General features: G+C 33.1%; 19 protein-coding genes. 11 read left to right on the forward strand and 8 right to left on the reverse strand.

All coding sequences use genetic code 11. The features are described from left to right. Positions 1-23: 23 nt before the first annotated feature. Positions 24-1,043 (reverse strand): quinone-dependent dihydroorotate dehydrogenase, encoded by a 1,020-nt coding sequence (locus ACNH59_RS00890; RefSeq protein WP_418263576.1) that lies wholly within the window; start codon positions 1,041-1,043, stop codon positions 24-26. A gap of 167 nt (positions 1,044-1,210) precedes the next feature. Here ACNH59_RS00890 and ACNH59_RS00895 point away from each other — a divergent pair, with 167 nt between their 5' ends. The 6 genes from ACNH59_RS00895 to ACNH59_RS00920 all read left to right on the forward strand — a co-directional run bounded on the left by ACNH59_RS00895 (position 1,211) and on the right by ACNH59_RS00920 (position 7,032). Then, positions 1,211-1,618: a DUF1003 domain-containing protein gene (locus ACNH59_RS00895; RefSeq protein WP_418263577.1), complete on the forward strand. Its 408-nt coding sequence runs from the start codon at positions 1,211-1,213 to the stop codon at positions 1,616-1,618. Positions 1,619-1,856: 238 nt separating this feature from the next. Then, entirely contained in the window at positions 1,857-3,119 is a 1,263-nt protein-coding gene (pepT, locus tag ACNH59_RS00900; RefSeq protein ID WP_418263578.1) for a peptidase T, read from the forward strand. A 203-nt stretch (positions 3,120-3,322) separates the two neighbouring features. Further along, complete coding sequence (locus ACNH59_RS00905; RefSeq protein ID WP_418263579.1) at positions 3,323-3,784, forward strand: DM13 domain-containing protein; 462 nt, start codon at positions 3,323-3,325, stop codon at positions 3,782-3,784. A gap of 77 nt (positions 3,785-3,861) precedes the next feature. Then, positions 3,862-4,719 carry a hypothetical protein gene (locus ACNH59_RS00910; protein WP_418263580.1) on the forward strand — a complete coding sequence of 286 codons (858 nt, stop codon included), beginning with the start codon at positions 3,862-3,864 and terminating at the stop codon, positions 4,717-4,719. Between the two features lie 139 nt (positions 4,720-4,858). Next, positions 4,859-5,560: a response regulator transcription factor gene (locus ACNH59_RS00915; RefSeq protein ID WP_418263581.1), complete on the forward strand. Its 702-nt coding sequence runs from the start codon at positions 4,859-4,861 to the stop codon at positions 5,558-5,560. Positions 5,561-5,562: 2 nt separating this feature from the next. Further along, positions 5,563-7,032, forward strand: a complete 1,470-nt coding sequence (locus ACNH59_RS00920; protein WP_418263582.1) for a sensor histidine kinase — start codon at positions 5,563-5,565, stop codon at positions 7,030-7,032. A gap of 61 nt (positions 7,033-7,093) precedes the next feature. On the opposite strand, the gene yajC is transcribed toward ACNH59_RS00920, so the two are convergent. Further along, on the reverse strand, positions 7,094-7,366 hold the full coding sequence (gene yajC, locus ACNH59_RS00925; protein WP_418263583.1) for a preprotein translocase subunit YajC: 273 nt from the start codon (positions 7,364-7,366) through the stop codon (positions 7,094-7,096). 33 nt (positions 7,367-7,399) lie between these two features. Then, positions 7,400-8,311, reverse strand: a complete 912-nt coding sequence (gene nusB, locus ACNH59_RS00930) for a transcription antitermination factor NusB (RefSeq protein WP_418263584.1) — start codon at positions 8,309-8,311, stop codon at positions 7,400-7,402. Between the two features lie 476 nt (positions 8,312-8,787). Between nusB and ACNH59_RS00935 the strand changes: the two genes are divergently transcribed. The 4 genes from ACNH59_RS00935 (at position 8,788) to ACNH59_RS00950 (ending at position 14,901) form a co-directional block, all read left to right on the forward strand. Continuing rightward, positions 8,788-10,548 carry an ABC transporter ATP-binding protein gene (locus tag ACNH59_RS00935; RefSeq protein WP_418263585.1) on the forward strand — a complete coding sequence of 587 codons (1,761 nt, stop codon included), beginning with the start codon at positions 8,788-8,790 and terminating at the stop codon, positions 10,546-10,548. A 71-nt stretch (positions 10,549-10,619) separates the two neighbouring features. Continuing rightward, positions 10,620-11,006 (forward strand): PUR family DNA/RNA-binding protein, encoded by a 387-nt coding sequence (locus ACNH59_RS00940; protein ID WP_418264910.1) that lies wholly within the window; start codon positions 10,620-10,622, stop codon positions 11,004-11,006. 222 nt (positions 11,007-11,228) lie between these two features. After that, positions 11,229-12,128, forward strand: a complete 900-nt coding sequence (locus tag ACNH59_RS00945) for a mechanosensitive ion channel family protein (protein WP_418263586.1) — start codon at positions 11,229-11,231, stop codon at positions 12,126-12,128. Between the two features lie 253 nt (positions 12,129-12,381). Next, positions 12,382-14,901 carry a cation-translocating P-type ATPase gene (locus ACNH59_RS00950; RefSeq protein WP_418263587.1) on the forward strand — a complete coding sequence of 840 codons (2,520 nt, stop codon included), beginning with the start codon at positions 12,382-12,384 and terminating at the stop codon, positions 14,899-14,901. A gap of 26 nt (positions 14,902-14,927) precedes the next feature. Here the strand turns inward: ACNH59_RS00950 and ACNH59_RS00955 are convergent, their stop codons facing one another. From ACNH59_RS00955 to ACNH59_RS00970, 4 genes are all read right to left on the reverse strand, one after another. Then, positions 14,928-15,596, reverse strand: a complete 669-nt coding sequence (locus ACNH59_RS00955; protein WP_418263588.1) for a PolC-type DNA polymerase III — start codon at positions 15,594-15,596, stop codon at positions 14,928-14,930. A gap of 3 nt (positions 15,597-15,599) precedes the next feature. Then, the gene (locus ACNH59_RS00960; RefSeq protein WP_418263589.1) at positions 15,600-17,237 is read right to left on the reverse strand and encodes a DUF294 nucleotidyltransferase-like domain-containing protein; all 1,638 of its coding nucleotides are present in this window, start codon (positions 17,235-17,237) and stop codon (positions 15,600-15,602) included. Beyond that, complete coding sequence (locus tag ACNH59_RS00965) at positions 17,203-17,517, reverse strand: cyclic nucleotide-binding domain-containing protein (protein WP_418263590.1); 315 nt, start codon at positions 17,515-17,517, stop codon at positions 17,203-17,205. The genes ACNH59_RS00960 and ACNH59_RS00965 overlap by 35 nt, the downstream gene beginning before the upstream one ends. Positions 17,518-17,672: 155 nt before the next feature. Then, entirely contained in the window at positions 17,673-18,005 is a 333-nt protein-coding gene (locus ACNH59_RS00970) for a tRNA-binding protein (protein ID WP_418263591.1), read from the reverse strand. Positions 18,006-18,092: 87 nt separating this feature from the next. On the opposite strand from ACNH59_RS00970, the gene ACNH59_RS00975 reads away from it, so the two are divergent. Beyond that, positions 18,093-18,650 (forward strand): thioredoxin family protein, encoded by a 558-nt coding sequence (locus tag ACNH59_RS00975; RefSeq protein WP_418263592.1) that lies wholly within the window; start codon positions 18,093-18,095, stop codon positions 18,648-18,650. Positions 18,651-18,743: 93 nt separating this feature from the next. Here the strand turns inward: ACNH59_RS00975 and ACNH59_RS00980 are convergent, their stop codons facing one another. After that, positions 18,744-19,403, reverse strand: a complete 660-nt coding sequence (locus ACNH59_RS00980) for an alpha/beta fold hydrolase (RefSeq protein ID WP_418263593.1) — start codon at positions 19,401-19,403, stop codon at positions 18,744-18,746. Positions 19,404-19,633 lie beyond the last annotated feature (230 nt).

Raw genomic sequence — 19,633 nt, forward strand, 5'->3', positions numbered from 1 at the left:
ATTTTTAAACCTCAATAGATTCCTTATTTTCTAGTCAAAATCTTTTTATTGATTGCTCTTACCAATGCTGGTCCTTCATAAATAAAACCAGTATACAATTGTACTAAACTTGCTCCTGCTTCTAGTTTTTCGATAGCATCTTCGGCAGTATGAATTCCTCCTACTCCAATGATAGGAAACGATTTATTACTTTTTTGAGATAAAAAACGAATCACTTCAGTAGAACGTTTCGTCAATGGTTTCCCTGACAGTCCACCCACCTCAGTTTTATTCGCAGATTGTAAACCTTCACGAGAAATAGTGGTATTCGTTGCAATCACACCCGCAATTTTGGTTTCGTTCACAATATCAATAATATCTAGCAATTGCTCATCAGTCAAATCGGGAGCAATTTTTAGTAAAATTGGTTTTTGCTTTGGCTTAGCCAAATTTTTATTTTGAAGGGTTTGCAATAATTGCGTTAATGGTTCTTTGTCTTGTAAAGCTCTCAAATTAGGTGTATTGGGCGAACTCACATTCACAACAAAATAATCGACATAATCGTATAAAGTATCAAAACAGATTTCGTAGTCCGAAGTAGCTTCTTCGTTTGGCGTTACTTTATTTTTTCCAATATTACCACCAATCAGCACACCTGTATTTGATTTCAATCGCTCTACCGCTTCTTTAACACCTCCGTTATTAAAACCCATTCGGTTAATGATAGCCGAATCTTCTTTTAAACGAAACAAACGCCTCTTAGGATTTCCCTCTTGTCCTTTTGGAGTCAACGTTCCAATTTCGATAAAACCAAAACCAAAATTGGATAACTCTTTATACAACTTTGCATCTTTATCAAAACCAGCAGCCAAACCAACAGGGTTTTTAAATTTCAACCCAAAAACTTCCGTTTCTAAACGTTTGTCATTCACTAAATACAAACTTTTGTACAACGCGCTAAAACCTGGAATTTTAGAAGTGAATCGAACCAATGAAAAGGTAAAATAATGTACTTTTTCAGGATCAAAACAAAAAAGTAAAGGACGAAGTAATAATTTGTACATAGTTGCTGTTTTTAAAGTGGTGCAAAAATAGTACTATATAACCGAATAAGAAATAGTTGCTGTCAAATTTTAAAAACGATACTCTTTCAAATTGTGATATAAAAGTTTAGCCCTCTAATCTTTATAGCAAAAGAAACTTTTGCTATTTTTAAATAAAATTTCAACCTATGAATCTAAATAAAAACTGGCATCAAAGACATAGAGAAAGTCTTAACTATGGTAGCCTTATAGCTGATGCTGTTGCCAAAGGAATGGGCTCTTGGCGATTTATCATAATCCAAACCGTTTTTGTTATTATTTGGATGGGATTAAATTTGACAGCTTATTTTAGACACTGGGATGCTTATCCTTTTATTTTACTCAACCTACTATTTTCAACACAAGCGGCTTATGCCGCACCGATTATAATGATGGCACAAAACCGTCAAAACGAAAGAGACCGAATCCAAGCCCAAGACGATTACAATACTAATAAAGAGGCTAAACTCGAAATCGAAGCTCTGGCTGCAAAACTAAATTCTATCGAAATCGAAAAACTAGATAAGATTCTTAAAATTTTGGAGGAAATGAAATAATATCAAACATAGATTCTACTGATTATCACAGATTATTTTTTTAGACTGTTCCATTTCTCAAAGCAGTGTATAAAATATTTTGTTAGAGATTCCTACAGCATGACAAACTGTGTAGAAAAAGTTATCGAGCCCTGTGTATTCTCACTGCGAATCTCTGCGAAACAAAACTTTTATATCCCTCAAAAAAGCCTTTTCAATCAAAAAAAGTATCTTTACCACTTCATTTAAAAACAAATCTATGCAACCTATTATAGACCGTTTCATAAGCTATGTAACGATTGACACCGAATCTGATCCTAATTCAAAAACAACACCAAGTACAACCAAACAATGGGATTTAGCTAACAAACTCGTAGCCGACTTAAAATCAATTGGAATGCAAGAAGTTACCATTGACGACAAGGCTTATATAACAGCTACCCTGCCTTCAAATATAAAACATGAAGTACCAACAATTGGGTTTATTTCGCATTTTGACACCAGCCCCGATTTTTCAGGAGCAAATGTTAATCCGCAGATAGTTCGCAATTACGATGGAAAAGATATTGTTTTAAACGCACAAAAAAACATCGTTTTGTCTCCAAACTATTTCAAAGATTTACTACAATATAAAGGACAAACTTTAATTACAACAGATGGAACTACCTTATTAGGAGCAGACGACAAAGCTGGAATTACCGAAATTGTTACTGCCATGGAATACCTCATCAATCATCCTGAAATCAAACACGGAAAAATCAGAGTAGGCTTTACCCCTGATGAAGAAATAGGTCGTGGGGCTCACCACTTTGATGTAGCAAAATTTGGAGCTGAATGGGCGTATACCATGGACGGGAGCCAAATTGGAGAATTAGAATACGAGAATTTTAATGCGGCTGGAGCCAAAATTACTTTCAAAGGAAAAAGCGTACATCCTGGATATGCCAAGGGAAAAATGATTAACTCCATGTTATTGGCCAATGATTTCATCAATGCTTTACCAAAAGATGAAATACCACAAGAAACAAGAGGTTACGAAGGTTTTTTTCATGTACATCATTTGAATGGAAGCATCGAAGAAACGGTTTTAGAACTGATTATCAGAGACCATAGCAAGAAAAAATTCGAAAAGCGCAAAGCTTTAATCGAAAAAATCATTCGCAAAATCAATAAAAAATATACGAAGAAATTTGGCGAAGACATTGTTATTGCAGAGGTAAAAGACCAATATTACAACATGAAGGAAAAAGTAGTTCCTGTAAAACATATTGTTGACATTGCTGCCAAAGCCATGAAAGAAGTCAAAGTAAAACCTATCATCAAACCTATTCGTGGTGGAACCGATGGCAGCCAACTTTCTTACATGGGTTTACCTTGTCCTAATATCTTTGCTGGAGGACATAACTTTCACGGAAAATACGAATACGTTCCTGTAGAGAGTATGCAAAAAGCAGTAGAAGTAATTGTAAAAATTGCTGAACTGACGAGTCAACCTAATTTTGGACTAGAAAAAAAGAAGTAACTTAAAAATAATTATTCCTAAAAAGGGCAGAATATCTACACTATATTTCTGTCCTTTTTTTTTACATACTTCCATTATATAATTCCTCTTAAATTTCGAAAAACAAAAGATTACTCTTTTGTCATCTTTTCGGGATATTTCTGTGATACTTCTACGTGATATTTGCTTCAATAAAATGAATTACAAATTTAAAATCAAAAATCATGAAAAGAATTATCATTACAATGTTGGCACTAGTAGCAATCTCAATCACAACTGTATCTTGTTCAAAAGACACTGAAACTGTAGAAGTAGCAGTTGATACTGCTATTCCTGTAGGAGTTTTTAACGTTTCAAAAACAGGAACATTGACCGCTCAAAATGGCACTCCTACAAAAGGAAAAATAGAGATAGGTAAAGACAGTCAGAACACCACATTTGTGCACTTAGGTTCTGATTTTACTACTGAACAAGGAACCGGTACTGCTACAGTATACTTATCTAAAACCGCAACTTTTACCGCTAGTCCAGGAACAGGGAATCCAGACTTAAAATTAATAGGTATTATTACTAAAAATGGAGAAGCTTATTATAAAGTTGATGGAACAATACCAGCAGGATTAGATTATGTCATTATCTGGTGTGGTACTGCCAGCATTCCTTTTGGAAATGGCTTATTAAAATAATTGATTGAATTTTTCTTAGGTAAAAGGCATTGATACTTTATCAATGTCTTTTGCTTTAATAATCAAATTTAAAAAAAATGAAAAATCCTATTTATATATTCCTGATAATATCTTTATTCTTCTCTACAGATACAAATGCGCAAAGTGGTTGGACAAAAGCAAAAAATACTTATTTTTTAAAAATCGATTACAGTGGTTATCAATCAACTGATTTTAGAAATAATGAGGGTACCAGTTTAAAAACAAATGCTTTTTCACAAAAAGCAACTTCTTTCTATGGAGAATACGGACTTACTGATCGTTTTACAGCAACAACTTATTTACCATTTTATAAACAAAACGGATATGAAACTACAAATAAAGTTAGCGGTTTTGGCGATGCAAAACTAGAATTAAAATATGGAATATTGCAAAAATCATATCCTCTTTCCATATCTATAACACCTGAGTTCCCTACAGGGACACCAAATAATTTCGCAAAAGACAACAATAACCCATTAATAACCGTTAACCTACCTTCAGGAGACGGGGAATTTAATGTATGGACAACTTTGGCCGTTTCTCATTCTTTTTCACCACTACAATTGTATGTAAGCGCATATAGTGCCTTCAATTACAGAACAAAATATAAAGAACGTAACTTTCAAAATCAATTCCAATCTGGAATTGAAGTTGGATACTTGTTTTTTGATAAACTTTGGTTTAATACTAAATTATCAATACAAACTGGTGTTGGAGAAAAACCAGAATTTGCTGATTTTATTAGAGGAGATGGTACAACATATACAGCGGTATCTATTGGAGGACTTTACAAAATAGACAAACAATTTGGTATTACTGCGCAATATTATAATTCAAACAGTGCCATTGTAAAAGCCAAAAATATCTATGCAAGCAACATACTCTCTCTTGGAATTGTTTATCAAAAAAAGTAACACCTATTACAAATCTTAAATCATATATTTACAAAAAACACAAAATAAATTGTAATAATAAAAGGCTCACGCTAAACAACATAAAGTTCAAAAAAAATTAAAATCAAAATAAGACTAATAATAGCCTAATTTCTTAAACATGAAAAACATTTTAATAATTGAAGATGACCCTTCTATTGTAGAGCTTGTTAGTATTCACTTAAAAGATATTAATTGTGAACTAACGAAAGCCTACAACGGATTTGACGGCTTAGAATTAGTAAAATCAAACCATTATGATGTCATTATCTTAGATATCATGCTACCTGATATTAATGGTATTGAAATATGTAAACGAATTCGTGCCGATAAAAACACCACTCCTATCATGATGCTCACAGCCCGTAGTGAAGAAATAGATAAAATTATAGGCCTTGAAACTGGTGCTGATGATTACCTAACAAAACCCTTTAGCATTAGAGAATTTATAGCTAGAGTAAAAGCTCTTATGAGACGAAATGAAATGTCAATACAAGAACCAATAGAGGCTCCTAAAATATTAAAGTGTCACAACTTAAGTATGGATACACTCAAAAGAAAAGTAATTCTTGAGGACGAAATAATTGAACTTACTCCGAAGGAGTTTGACTTACTATACCTATTTATGTCTAACCCCGGAATAAGTTATTCTCGTGAATCTTTACTAAATACCGTTTGGGGTTATGAGTTTTCAGGTTATGAACACACTGTAAACTCACACATTAATCGTTTACGAACAAAAATAGAACCCAACCTTACTAATCCTAAATTTATATTAACTACTTGGGGAATTGGCTACAGATTTACTGATGAAATAAAATAACTATGAAACAAAAAAAATTCAATCCTTTATTTTGGAAAATCTCAGTTGTATTCTTTTTTTTATTAGCAATTGTAGGAGTCGTACACGTTTATATCAGCTATAAATATTCTACAGAATATTTTCAAGAAGTAGACCAACGATTAAATCATGACACGGCAAAAAACATTATAGAGAACTCAACACCGTTCTACAATGGGGAAGTAATTAAGCCTGCTTTAAACGAAATGTTTCATCACGTTAGAGCCATCAATCCTAATCTTGAAGTTTACCTTATTGACCCTAAAGGAAAAATTCTTGCTTGGTATCCGCCAGAAAAAAATCTAGTCATCAGTAGTATTAATTTAAAACCAATTAAAGATTTTATAACCGATAAGAATAAAAACTTTATTAAAGGGGACGATCCTTTAAACCCAGCCATACAAAAAGCATTTTCAGCACATCAATTGACCATGAACAATATGCTTTATGCGTATATTTATGTAGTGCTCAATGGCGAAAAAGGCAAACCAGAAACAGATACCCTATTTACCAGTTACTTATTGCAAATCAGTTATAGAACTATGGGAGTTACCTTGTTTTTTACTTTTGTCATTGGTTTACTAATCATCAATACAATTACTAAAAACTATACTAAAATCCTCCATGTTATGCAACAATTCAAACAAGGAGACTTGACTGCTAGAGTAGACTTAAATACCATTGGAAGTGAAAAACCATTGGCCGAAATATTTAATGAAATGGCTGACATCCTTACTAATAATATAAACAAACTTAAGGAAGTAGAAAATTTAAGGCGGGAACTTATTGCTAATGTTTCCCATGATTTAAGAACACCTATTGCCATTATTCGTGGCTACCTTGAAACTTTGCAAATCAAAGAAGAGTCTATATCCGTCGAAGATCGCAAAAACTATATTGATACCGTGAGTAAAAGTTCGGAAAAGCTAGAAAAACTAGTAAACGAACTTTTCGAATTGTCTAAACTAGAAGCAAACCAAATAAAACCATTAAAAGAGCCTTTTATCATAAGTGAACTCGTAAATGATATAGGAACTAAATACAGCTTCATTGCAAAAACTAAAAGCATCACAATTGAAACTTTTTTATCCAAAGAACTAGCTCCCGTCTTTGCAGATATCTCCTTAATTGAAAGAGTCATTCAAAACTTATTAGATAACGCAATTAAATTCACCCCTGAAAACGGATACATCAGTATTACAACCGAAAAATGCTATAACAATCACGTTAAAATATCAATAACAGATAATGGCATTGGAATACCTGAAAAAGATCGAGAACGGATTTTTGCCAGATATTATAGGGCCAATAATTATACTGACCTTAAAAACAGTACTGGACTAGGTTTAGCTATTGCTAAAAAAATACTTGACTTACACGATTCTGGTCTTGAGTTAACCAGTGCTGAGAACACAGGTAGCACATTTATTTTCAGACTTAAATGTGTACAATAAATACAAAAAACCGATACAAACTAAAGTTTATATCGGTTTTTTTTATGACCTTTTAAAAAGATTATTTTTTTGCCAATGAAGCACTCATTTCCATAGAAATAGAAGAACGTTCCATTTTCAATTTCCCTGACATGGTTTCAATCACCACTGTCGTTTCACCTAGTTCTGCAACTTTACCGTGAAGACCACTTTTTGTAATAATTTTATCGCCTACTTTCAAAGCAGCTTCAAAAGCTTTTTCTTGTTTAGCTCTTTTCTGTTGCGGTCTAATCATGAAGAAATAGATCACTACAAACATTAATAAAAACGGTGCAAATTGATTTAATTGTTCCATAGTTTTAATTTTATTTTTTTTAATTGTTAATTATTATATCAAACCGCGACCGGTTTTTAATAAAGTTTTATTAGCCTCTAATTCTTTAACTAAGTTATCCAGAATACCATTGATAAAAATACTACTTTTTGGAGTAGAATATTCTTTGGCCAATTCCAAATACTCATTTAAGGTTACTTTTACTGGAATTGAAGGGAATTTCAATAATTCGCAAATTGCCATTTTCAAAATAATTGTATCAATTTCAGCAATACGATCACTATCCCAGTTTGGCGTTTTATCTACAAATTGTTTGGCTAATTCTTTTTCATTCAAGACTGTTTTTCTAAACAAATCTTTTGCAAAATCCTTATCCTCAGTATCTTTATACACCTTAGGAACTCTAAAATTATCTTCTTCAATAGGCTTCAAACCTTTCAATTGTTTGATAATTAATGTATTTACCAACGGAATATCGTCAATCCAAGTCAATTTATCGTCCTCTAAATGCTCGTATAACTTATCATTTGGTACAATAATATGAGTGAACAAATCCACAATCAGTTGTTTATCTTCTTCAAAAGTTTGCTTTGGATTACTCATATAATCTAAGTAATACTTACTTTCCTTAACAGCATTTAACAACAACAAAATGTAATCTTCGTTCAAATACCAAGTATCAATCTTGCGGGTTTCAATAGCAATGCTCAGCGAATTATTTTCGGCAAGAATTTGAAAAACGGCATTATTTATAAACTTTTTGTTAGGATTTCGTTCTGCTGGAGTTGCTAAGTGTTTCAAACTCGATTTATGCAAGAACTCTGTTTCTTTTTTACATATTTCCATCAATGAGGAAACCATGGTAAGATATAAATCCTGAATACTGTCTATACTAAAAAAAAGAAATTTCTCTTCTTTCTCTAGATTTTCAGAACCATTTTGATGCATCGCATAAATGGATTGCATTACTTTGACGCGAATGTGCCTTCTATTTACCACCGTGTAAGAACTTTTATGAATTAGTCCGCAAAAGTAACTATTCCTTTTTTAAAATAAAATTTAAATTTCAAAAAAGTACCAAAACCATCGTAACAACTAAGGGCACTACAATTTATTTACAATCACAATTTTTCCTGCTCCCGACACTTCGGGACACATTATCTTTTTTATTTTGGCTCATCTTTTCACCTTAAAAAAAAAAGAAAATTTGTTGCAAACAAGGCTAGGATAAGAAGATTCAGATTCAATCACATCTAATACATGAGCTTAAAAACCTCAACTGACTCATTAAAACTTTTTAAACACCAAAACACTTCATACTATTCCTTATGATTACAACTTTACTTTAACAATTAATTATCTTGAAACGGTTATCTTTGTGAATTAAATTTGTTTTAATAAAAACATTTTACAAGCCCAAACCCACTAGCTATTGCTTACACATGAAAGAATTAGGTTATCTCAATAAATATTTCTCCAAATACAAATACCGTTTCTTACTTGGCATTGTATTTACCATCATTGCTCAAATATTCTCCTTATTTACGCCTAAATTAATTAGTAAATCGTTTGAAGCTATCGAGCAATTTTCTTCTGACAAATCCATTCCAAATGCTGTCATAAGAACTGAGTTAATCAATAATATTCTATTAATCATAGGAACAACCATCATTGCTGGTTTCTTGACCTTCTTGATGCGCCAAACCTTGATTGTTATGTCGCGCCACATTGAATTCGACTTAAAAAATGAAGTCTTTCAACAATACGAAAACCTTACTCAAAATTTTTACAAAAAAAATAGAACGGGTGATTTAATGAACCGTATCAGTGAGGACGTTTCTAAAGTTCGTATGTATGTTGGACCTGCCGTAATGTACACTATCAATACCATTATTCGTTTTGCTATTGTGATTTTATACATGTACAATGTATCGCCACGACTGACGCTTTACACACTATTACCATTACCTGTGCTTTCATATGCTATTTTCAAATTGAGCACCGAAATCAACAAAAGGAGTACTACTTTTCAGCAATACCTTTCTAAAGTTTCTAGCTTTACACAAGAGATCTTCTCTGGGGTACGTGTTATCAAAGCCTATTCTTTAGAAGGTCAGCATCAAAACAACATGATCGATCTGGCTCAAGAAAGTAAAAGCAAAAGCTTGGATTTAGCACGCGTACAATCACTGTTTGGTCCCTTCATGCTAGCCTTAATTGGGATTAGTAACTTGGTCGTAATCTATTTTGGAGGATTGATGTACATCCAAGGAACCATCAAAAGTATTGGAACGATTGCCGAGTTTATCTTATATGTCAATATGTTGACTTGGCCAGTAGCTTCTCTAGGATGGGTTTCTTCTATGGTTCAAGAAGCCGAAGCTTCTCAAAAACGACTTAATGAATTTCTAAAAATTCAGCCTGAAATAACCAATACTAATCCAGAACACTCTAATATTGAGGGTGATATTGCATTCAACAACGTATCATACACCTACCGAGACACCAATATTACTGCATTAAAAAATATTAGCTTTACGGTAAAAAAAGGAGAAACATTGGCCATATTGGGCAAAACAGGATCTGGAAAATCAACTATTCTTTCCTTAATTTCACGTATTTACGATGTAAGCAATGGCGCTATTCTAATTGATGGGCAAGAAATAAGCAAATTGAATTTGTTTGACTTGCGTAACAGCATTGGAATTGTACCTCAAGATGCATTTTTGTTCTCGGATTCAATCAAGAACAATATTAAATTTGGTAAAGAAAACGCTACCGAAGATGAAGTGATACAAGCCGCCAAAAACGCTGTCGTTCACAAAAACATTATGGGCTTCAAAAATAAATACGATACGGTATTAGGGGAACGAGGCATCACCCTGTCTGGAGGTCAAAAACAACGTGTTTCTATTGCGAGAGCGATTATCAAAAATCCACCTATTTTACTTTTTGACGACTGTCTTTCAGCAGTTGACACTGAGACCGAAGAAGCTATCCTAAATAATCTTTTTGAAATCTGTAAGGACAAAACAACCATAATTGTAAGTCATAGAGTATCTTCTGCAAAAAATGCTGATAAAATCATCATTCTTGAAGATGGTAAAATTATCCAACAAGGTTCTCATAACCAGTTAATAAATGAAGAAGGCTACTATTCATCCCTGTATTTAAAACAACTTTCGGAAAAAGAATTGCTCTAATTGTTGCTTAATAACATTTTTTTTATCATTTTTGGTTACGATTTAATAACCATAAATTGTCAGAAAGGATTATGAGAGAAAATGATATGTTAGAAAAAGAAGAAATTTTTTCTAAAGTTTTACGAGCTGGAAGAAGAACTTATTTCTTTGATGTAAGAGCAACTAAAGCCGATGATTACTACATAACAATTACAGAAAGTAAAAAGTTCACAGAAGAAGACGGTTCTTTCCACTTTAAAAAACATAAAATATATTTATACAAAGAGGACTTTACGGCTTTCTCTGAAATTCTTGAAGAAATGACTTCATACGTCTTGAACCACAAAGGCGAAGAAGTAATCTCTGAAAGACATCAAAAAGATTTCAAAAAAGAATATATCTCTGAAAAAAACGCTGTGGAAGAAGGAGTTTTACCTCAAACTTCTAGTTTTACAGATATTGAATTTGACGATATTTAATTAAAATTCTATTCCTTATATAAAAGTCCAAAAACAATCGAATGTTTTTGGACTTTTTATTTACGGATAGACTGGGATAACTATCTTTTAGAAAAATGATTTTAACACAATAACAACAATTGTAATTGGGCAGAATTCTAAAAAACTTCTAAATTGCGAAAATCAAGAGAAAAGACCATTTTTCTTGTTATTTACAAACAAATGATTATTATTAAAAAATTTATGGAAACAGATTACATCATTAAAATATTTGAAAAATACAGCAATCTTTATGCTGAAAAAATTATAGCTTGGTCCATGAGTAATGGAATAAAAGTACTTTTTATTGCCATAGGCGCTTTTTTTATTCACAAAATCCTCGTTCGTTTTATAGCCAAAGCAGTACGCATTGCTGTACGTCCAGAAAAACATCTTTCAAAAGAGGCTGAAGAAAAAAGAGAAAACACACTGATTCAAATTTTTACAACTACCTCCAAAATAGTCATCATTACCGTTGGTTCATTAATGATATTGAGTGAATTTGGAATTGAAATCGCACCAATCATTGCCGCTGCAGGAATTGTCGGTTTAGCCTTTGGTTTTGGTGGACAATACCTTATTCGTGACGTTATTTCAGGACTTTTCATCATTCTTGAAAATCAATACCGCATTGGTGATATTGTAAAATTCGACACATTGGGAGGGGCTGTTGAAGAAATTAGTTTACGAAAAACTACTTTGAGAGATATTGACGGTACTGTACACCATATTCCCCACGGTGAAATCAAAACGGTTTCCAATCTATCTAAAGATTATGCTAGAGTAAATTTAGATATGGGAGTCGGCTATACCACAGAACTAGAACATCTAATATCTGTAATTAATCAAGTAGGAAATAGTATTGCCGAAGATCCTCTATGGAAAGACTACATTATCAAAGCTCCACAATTCTTGCGTGTCAATGATTTTGCGGACTCTGCAATCATGGTTAAAATCCTAGGAGAAACTATTGCCCACCGACAATTTGAAGTTACTGGCGAACTCCGTAAAAGGTTAAAAATAGCTTTCGACAAAGAAGGAATCGAAATTCCGTTCCCACAAGTAGTCGTTCACCAAGCTGCAAAACAACAAGCAGTAGAATAGTAAAAAGAGCTTTGTTCCCAAAATGGACAAAGCTCTTTTTTTTTAGAATACAGATTCTGCAAATTAATACAGACCAATTCTATATAAATTCAAACACGGATTACATTAATAAACTTCAATTTTATGAATTTCTCTAATCTGTGTTCTAAAATAGTCATTTCTATCCGAGCTATCATTTGATTTACAAATCATTATATCCCTTTATTTACAGGGATAAAATCGGTATATTTGAGTATCAATATCCAGCTTCCATATGTCAAGAGAAATCAACATCCCCAAAAGCATCATTGGCTTGAGCGAAACTGAAGTTCAAAAATCCAGAGAGGAATTTGGACACAACTTACATGTACACAAAGTCAAGTATAAATGGTGGCTAGCAGTATTGGATATCTTGAAAGAACCCATGCTCATATTGCTGATTGCCGTTACAATAATTTACTTTATCCTGGGCGAAAATAATGAAGCATATTTTATGCTAGCAGCCATTATTGCCGTTGCAAGCATCTCTTTTTACCAAGACAATCGTAGTCGAAAAGCCATCGAAGCCCTTGAAAAACTAACAGAACCTTTAAGTACTGTTTACCGTGATGGTCTTGCAAAAAAAATACCTACCAAAGAGATTGTTATAAACGATTTAGTTATTGCGGAAGAAGGAAACACCATCAATGCGGATGGAATTATCGTTTATAGCAATGATTTTTCAGTGAATGAATCTACGCTTACAGGAGAAGCTTATTCGGTATTTAAATCTGAAAAATCAGAACAAAAACAAGTTCTCAGCGGCACATTAGTTGCTTCTGGATTGGCCATTTACAAAGTTACTGCCATTGGTTCACAAACTAAAATTGGACAACTAGGAACCTCCTTACTCGAAGCCAAAGAAGCTCCAACTCCCCTTCAACTCCAAATCGAAAATTTTGTAAAGGGAATGGCTGTTATTGGCATCATGGTTTTCTTGTTAGTTTGGGGCGTCTATTTTTATAACACCCGAGACATTCTCAATAGTTTACTTAAGGGACTGACATTAGCCATGTCCATACTTCCTGAGGAAATACCAGTAGCATTTACCACTTTTATGGCTTTGGGTTCTTGGCGATTACTCAAAGAAGGAATCATTATTAAAAAAATCAGAACAGTTGAAACACTCGGTAGTGCTACAGTTATTTGCACTGATAAAACAGGAACCATCACTGAAAACAAAATGAATCTCCAGTCGGTATATTCCTTCGATACTGAACAATTGTATGAAAAGGAAAACTGGAATACTCTAGCTGCACAAAAAGTAATCGAAATAGCCATGTGGGCAAGTGAACCAGTTCCTTTTGACCCCATGGAAAAGACGCTTCACTCTATTTATGAAAAGAACACTTCTGAAGACCATCGTAAAGAGTTTTCGATTGTTCATGAATACCCATTAGAAGGCAAACCGCCAATGATGACGCATGTTTTTAAAAATAGTGCGGGTAATCGAATTATTGCAGCCAAAGGAGGAGCAGAAACCATTTTAAAAGTTTGCCAATTAGATTCAGAAGAAAAGAAAAAAACAGAAAATATTCTCCAAGAACTTAGCGAACATGGATACCGAATTTTAGGTATCGCTCAATCTTCATTCACTTCAAACGATTTCCCTGAAGACCAAGAAGAACTCCCTTTTAAATTCATAGGTTTGGTGGTGTTTTTTGACCCACCCAAAGCAAATATTCAATCTGTTTTCAAACAATTTTATGATGCTAGTATTCAAGTGAAAGTCATTACTGGTGACAATAGCACCACTACACGAAGTATAGCACAAAGTGCTGGTATAAAAAACATAGAACAAGCAGTTGAAGGTCGGACTATAATGGGAATGAATGAACTTGAAATGTTGGACACCATTCATAAAACCAGCCTTTTGACTCGAATGTTCCCCGAGGCCAAACTTGCCGTTATCAATGCTTTAAAAAAAGATCACCAACTTGTAGCCATGGTTGGAGATGGAGTCAATGATGGTCCAGCCTTAAAAGCTGCACATATCGGAATTGCCATGGGTAAAAAAGGAACTGAAATTGCCAAAAACGCTGCCGATATCATTCTCATCGATGATGACTTATCAAAAATGATTACGGCAGTAGCATCAGGACGACGCATTTATACCAACATAAAAAAAGCCGTGCAGTATATTGTTTCTATTCATATACCAATCATTCTCACAGTTTCACTTCCATTATTTTTTGGGTGGATTTACCCTGACATATTCACTCCAGTTCATGTTATTTTCCTAGAAATGATTATGGGCCCCATGTGTTCCATAGTATACGAAAACGAACCAGCAGAAAAAAACAGCATGATCCAACCTCCAAGACAATTGGGCAAAACCTTTTTATCTATTAAAGAAATGGGACTAAGTATTATACAAGGATTAGTCATTACTATTGGTGTGCTATTTGTTTACCAACTATCGGTTCAAAATGGAGGAACCGAAAACTTAACCAGAACCATGGTTTTCACCACTTTAGTTTTTTCTAATGTTATTCTATCATTAGTGAACCGTTCTTTTTACTATTCAGTAATTGCTTCTTTGAAAAATAAAAACAATATGATGGTTTTTATGAACAGCTTAACATTACTTCTACTAGGTTTAATTGTTTATACTCCGTCAATTGCTAACTTCTTTAAAGTTGTTCCTTTAAACTGGAACCAGATTTTAATTTGCTGTCTTATCAGTTCTAGTTCAGTATTGTGGATTGAAATTTACAAAGGGATTAAAAGAGCTAAAAAAAGTAGCTCTTCATAAAATACAGATTTACTTTGATTAAAAAACTAAGACCCCAACTGATAATTTGTTTTAACTAAACTATCAATATCCAAAATATTATTCTTCTTATACCGATAGGTTAATTTCAAAAACAAATAAGCAGTTATCAAGGCATCGCCCAAAGCCGTATGACGATCGTGTTTTTTGACATTATAAATGGAGCACAACTCATCCAAAGAATACATTTTCTTGAAACGATCCTCAACAGCTATTTTTTTATGAATAAAATTGGTGTCTAATTGTTTGGATCTCACCGTTCCCCCACCTATTCTTCGAAGTGCTTTATTTATCATGGTCATATCAAATTTGGTATGATGTGCCACAATAATGGCATCATCTAGATATTCTAAAAACTGAACAAGAGCTTCCGCTTCACTTACTTTAATTTCCGTACCATCTCGGCGTATACCGTGGATTTTAACTGTTTCTTTATTAAACACTTCTTGTTTAATGTATACTTCAAAGGAGTCTGAAACCTGAATTTTATTGTTTTTAATAGCCACAGCGCCAATAGACAAAATACGATCATTTTCATAGTCAAAACCGGTTGTTTCAGTATCTAAAACAACAAATCGAGCCTCCTCAAAATTATTATACTTCTTACTATTCTGAACGACTTCAATATGCTTTTTCCAAAAATCAGGGCGTCGTCTTCTTTTAAAAAATTTAAACATATCTTAGGGTATTAATGCAACACTAAAACGACTGGACAGTGCTTCTTGTACATTTTTTATTGGTTTAAAACAACTTTTTAGCTTCAATCGGTCGGCCTTGCTCAAATTATTAATATCTACAAACTTTCCTCCATCATTATTAGCCAAACCTTGTAGCGTTCTAAACTGTAACAAAATCTTAAAAGCATTTGCACAAGACTCAAAAAAGTCCCGATTTTGAGGTTCCACCTCCATTAATTTTTCGTAACGGGCAATGGTATTGTTAATCTTTAAGTTGTGATGTAAAGAAAAAATTCTAGCCGCATCTACTAAGGGTCGAATCGCTCGGCTTTTGATATCAAATTGATCCTTATGTTCACCATCTTGTTCTACTAAAAACTGTTTAAAAAAGCCAAGTGGCGCAGGATTATTAAGAGTAGCTTTTCCTAAAAAACCCAAAAATATCTCTTTATCAGCAATATAACGAAAAACACTATCAGACATCTCATTATACAAATCGCTATCGCCATCAACATAATCAAAATCAAAGAAAATAATACTCAGTAAAATTTTGTCTGAACTAGGATTATTAATCCAATCTTTAAACTGTTTTTTCCATTCTTTCAAGGAATTGCACCACTTAGGATTGCTCGCCATAATATTAGCCGGGCAATATTCAAAACCCACGGTATGAAGTTTCTCGGTCACTTTGGTAGCCAAATTTAAAAAATACTCCTTTACTTTCGGATAATCTGCTTCTGAAACATTTTCAAAAACTAAGGCATTATCTTGGTCGGTAATCAACAATTGTTCTTTTCGTCCTTGACTCCCCATAGCAAGCCAAGTGTAAGCCACAGGTGGTTGCTCTCCAATTTCTTCAATACTGAGCTTTATAATTCTTTTTGTTATTGCTGTATTAATCTCTGAGATAACTTTGGTAATAAAATAAATTGGAATTTCTTGTTCCAAATAGCCCTGTGTTAATTCAGAAGCCCTTACTCTTATATGATGTAAAGTCTCTACATCCTTGGCGTATTTAATTTCACGCATCAAAAATATTGGATTATTACCTTGGATAATATTCAAATCATGATCCCCTAAAACTCCAATTATTTCCGAAGTATTAGTACCGTCTTTTGTAATACAAATATGAGATACTTTGTGTTTTAATATCGCAATTTGAGCTTCTGCAACAGTTATTTTTTCAGGAAAAGTAACAACTGGAGTAGTCATGATAGCATTTACTTTTTCAGTAGTAGCAAACAAACCAGTTCCTATTTTGGTTCTAATATCCTTGTCAGTAATAATCCCAATTGGAATTTTATTATCAGCTACTATAATCGAATTCACTTTGGCATCAGTCATTATTTTACAAGCTTCCTGAATCGAAATATCTGCTGTACACATAACAGGGTTTTTACTGTATTTAGCGGATTGTACTTCGGCAAAACTATTTTCAACTTTTTGTACCGAAGCAATATTAGCAAATAATTTTCCTTTGTGCTTATCCGAATATGGATCACGTGTATTCGTAGCAAAACTAGCCAACAAGAATTGGCTCACTTTTGGATAATTGGCAATAATATCATGAAATAAGCTAATTGGAATACCATATAAAATTACTTCTTCATTGGCAGAAGCTTCCCATAAGATAACTTTCATTCATAATCAAGGGACGCAAACCAAATAAATCACCTTCATCACAAATATCTATGTTTACCTTTACATTATCCACAAAACGATACAATCGTACTGAGCCTTGATTGATAATATAAAAATGCTCGTGAGGCATATCATCTTGATTAAATATAATGGAGTCTTTTTCAAAATATTCAATCTCAATATTCTTAGCAATTTCTAATAGCGTTTCTTTCGAAATCAAATTAAAAGGAGGATAATCTTTTAAAAAATCATATATACGTTCTGCAATGGTATTCTTCATGAATTAAAATTTAGGAGATACTCTTAACATTCTCCACGAAGAGAATTCTAGTACCATCAGATGGTAAATTTAAACTTTTTGTTTTTAATTTACCCTATTTATCCTTGTATACACTAAATGAAAATCAGCATCAATTATTTTTTTTCATAATTACACTAACCTATTCTCATTCCATTTTCTACTTTAAAATCAGGGTGTAGCAACACAACATCTCCCGCATCCCCTACAGCCCCTAATACCAAACATTGGCTCATAAATTTCCCAATTTGTTTTTCAGGAAAATTAATAACAGCCACTATTTGACGTCCTATTAAAGCTTCTTTTGTGTAACGTTTGGTTATTTGTGCAGAGGTCTTCCGAATCCCAATTTCAGACCCGAAATAAATCCGCAATTTATAACTGGGATTTCTTGCTTCAGGAAAATCATTTACCTCTAAAATGGTTCCCACATGCATGGCTACCTTTTCAAAATCTTGCCAACTAATCATACTTATTACTTTTATAATTTAAAAATAATTAATTAGACCATAAAACAACAGATTTTCCATAACTTTAAACTTCAAAAAACAATTATTATGGCTAGAATGAAATCAAATATGCTTGCCTTAGGAACTAAAGCACCTGATTTTTATCTTAACGATCGTACTTCGGAAACAAAAAACTTTAATTTCACAGAGGTTAAAGGCGAAAAAGGAACAGTTGTTATGTTTATATGCAATCATTGTCCGTTTGTACATCATGCAATTGAAGAAATTGTTCGGATTGCAAATGATTACCGCGTACAAGGAATAGGATTTGTCGCAATTTCAAGTAATGATATTGTACAATATCCGCAAGATGGTCCTGAGCTAATGACCGAATTTGCATTTGAAAACAGTTTCGACTTCCCGTATTTATTTGACGCAACACAAGAAGTAGCTAAAGCCTATCAAGCAGCTTGTACTCCTGATTTTTATCTATTTGATCAACAAGACCACTTAGTATATCGCGGACAAATGGACGATAGCAGACCCGGGAATGGCATACCGATTAGCGGTAGTGATTTGCGTGGAGCTATTGACAGCGTTTTGTACAATAGGGTAATCAATCCCAATCAAAAAGCTAGTATTGGTTGTGGAATCAAATGGAAATAAAGCAACAATTAATCTCTATTCACATTGAAGTATAGTAGCTATATGCGATTTAATAATTACAAATGACACATCAATAGAAGTTGATAAATTACTTCAATTACCTCCTAAAATCAAACCAGGCAAATTAGCATTCAACCATTTATATTTACTGAGAATTAAGATATGGGTAGCTCCTTTTAAAGTAATGCAATCGCTTATATATTTTATTGGAAAAACATCATCCGCATCACCATGAATATGGATAATTCCATCGGCTGGTTTTGATCTATCCCATAAAACCACTTGTTCTACCGCCCATTCTAAGTAACGAATATCACGTACAGAAAGAAATTTTTCATATAATTTCAATCGTTTATTTATTTTCTCTCCAAAAGAAAAACGGGCCAGATTTTCGAGGTTCAAGATTAAACTCATCGGGATAAGTTTGTATGCTTTGGTACTTTTTGCTAATTTGAGTCGGGTGGGAAATTCTTGATTACTTTTAACACTCGATATAATGATAATTTTTTGTACAGGAATATGTAATGCCATTTCTTGCACTAGAATTCCACCAAAGGAAACACCAATTAAAACCGGATTAGAATGCTTTATCTTATGAGTCATACGCAATGCATAAGCTGACAAAGATTCCTTTTCCAAAGGAATTTCCCACTCTAACAGCACTACTTCGAATGCTTCAGGAAGAGTGATCCTTTCAAAAATTAAGGCACTTGCCGCTAAACCTGGCATAAAATAAACAGGAATCTTACTCATCTTTCAAAAAATATTTCTGCGTCCTAAAAATACTTCAATATAATCCAACTAACACCATTACAGTAGTTTTTTATGAAATTAATATAATTTCTATAAATTCCATTTTAAGTTTTCGTTAAAACCGACAAAAACGTTGTTAATTGATAATCAATTCACTAACTTTACTTTCTGTGATTTTCTCCAAATCAAATTGTATTTTCAAATCTTTCTAAACTCGAATTCTAGTATCA

It is taken from the genome of Flavobacterium faecale (assembly GCF_048320115.1).
GTDB classification, from domain to species: domain Bacteria; phylum Bacteroidota; class Bacteroidia; order Flavobacteriales; family Flavobacteriaceae; genus Flavobacterium; species Flavobacterium faecale_A.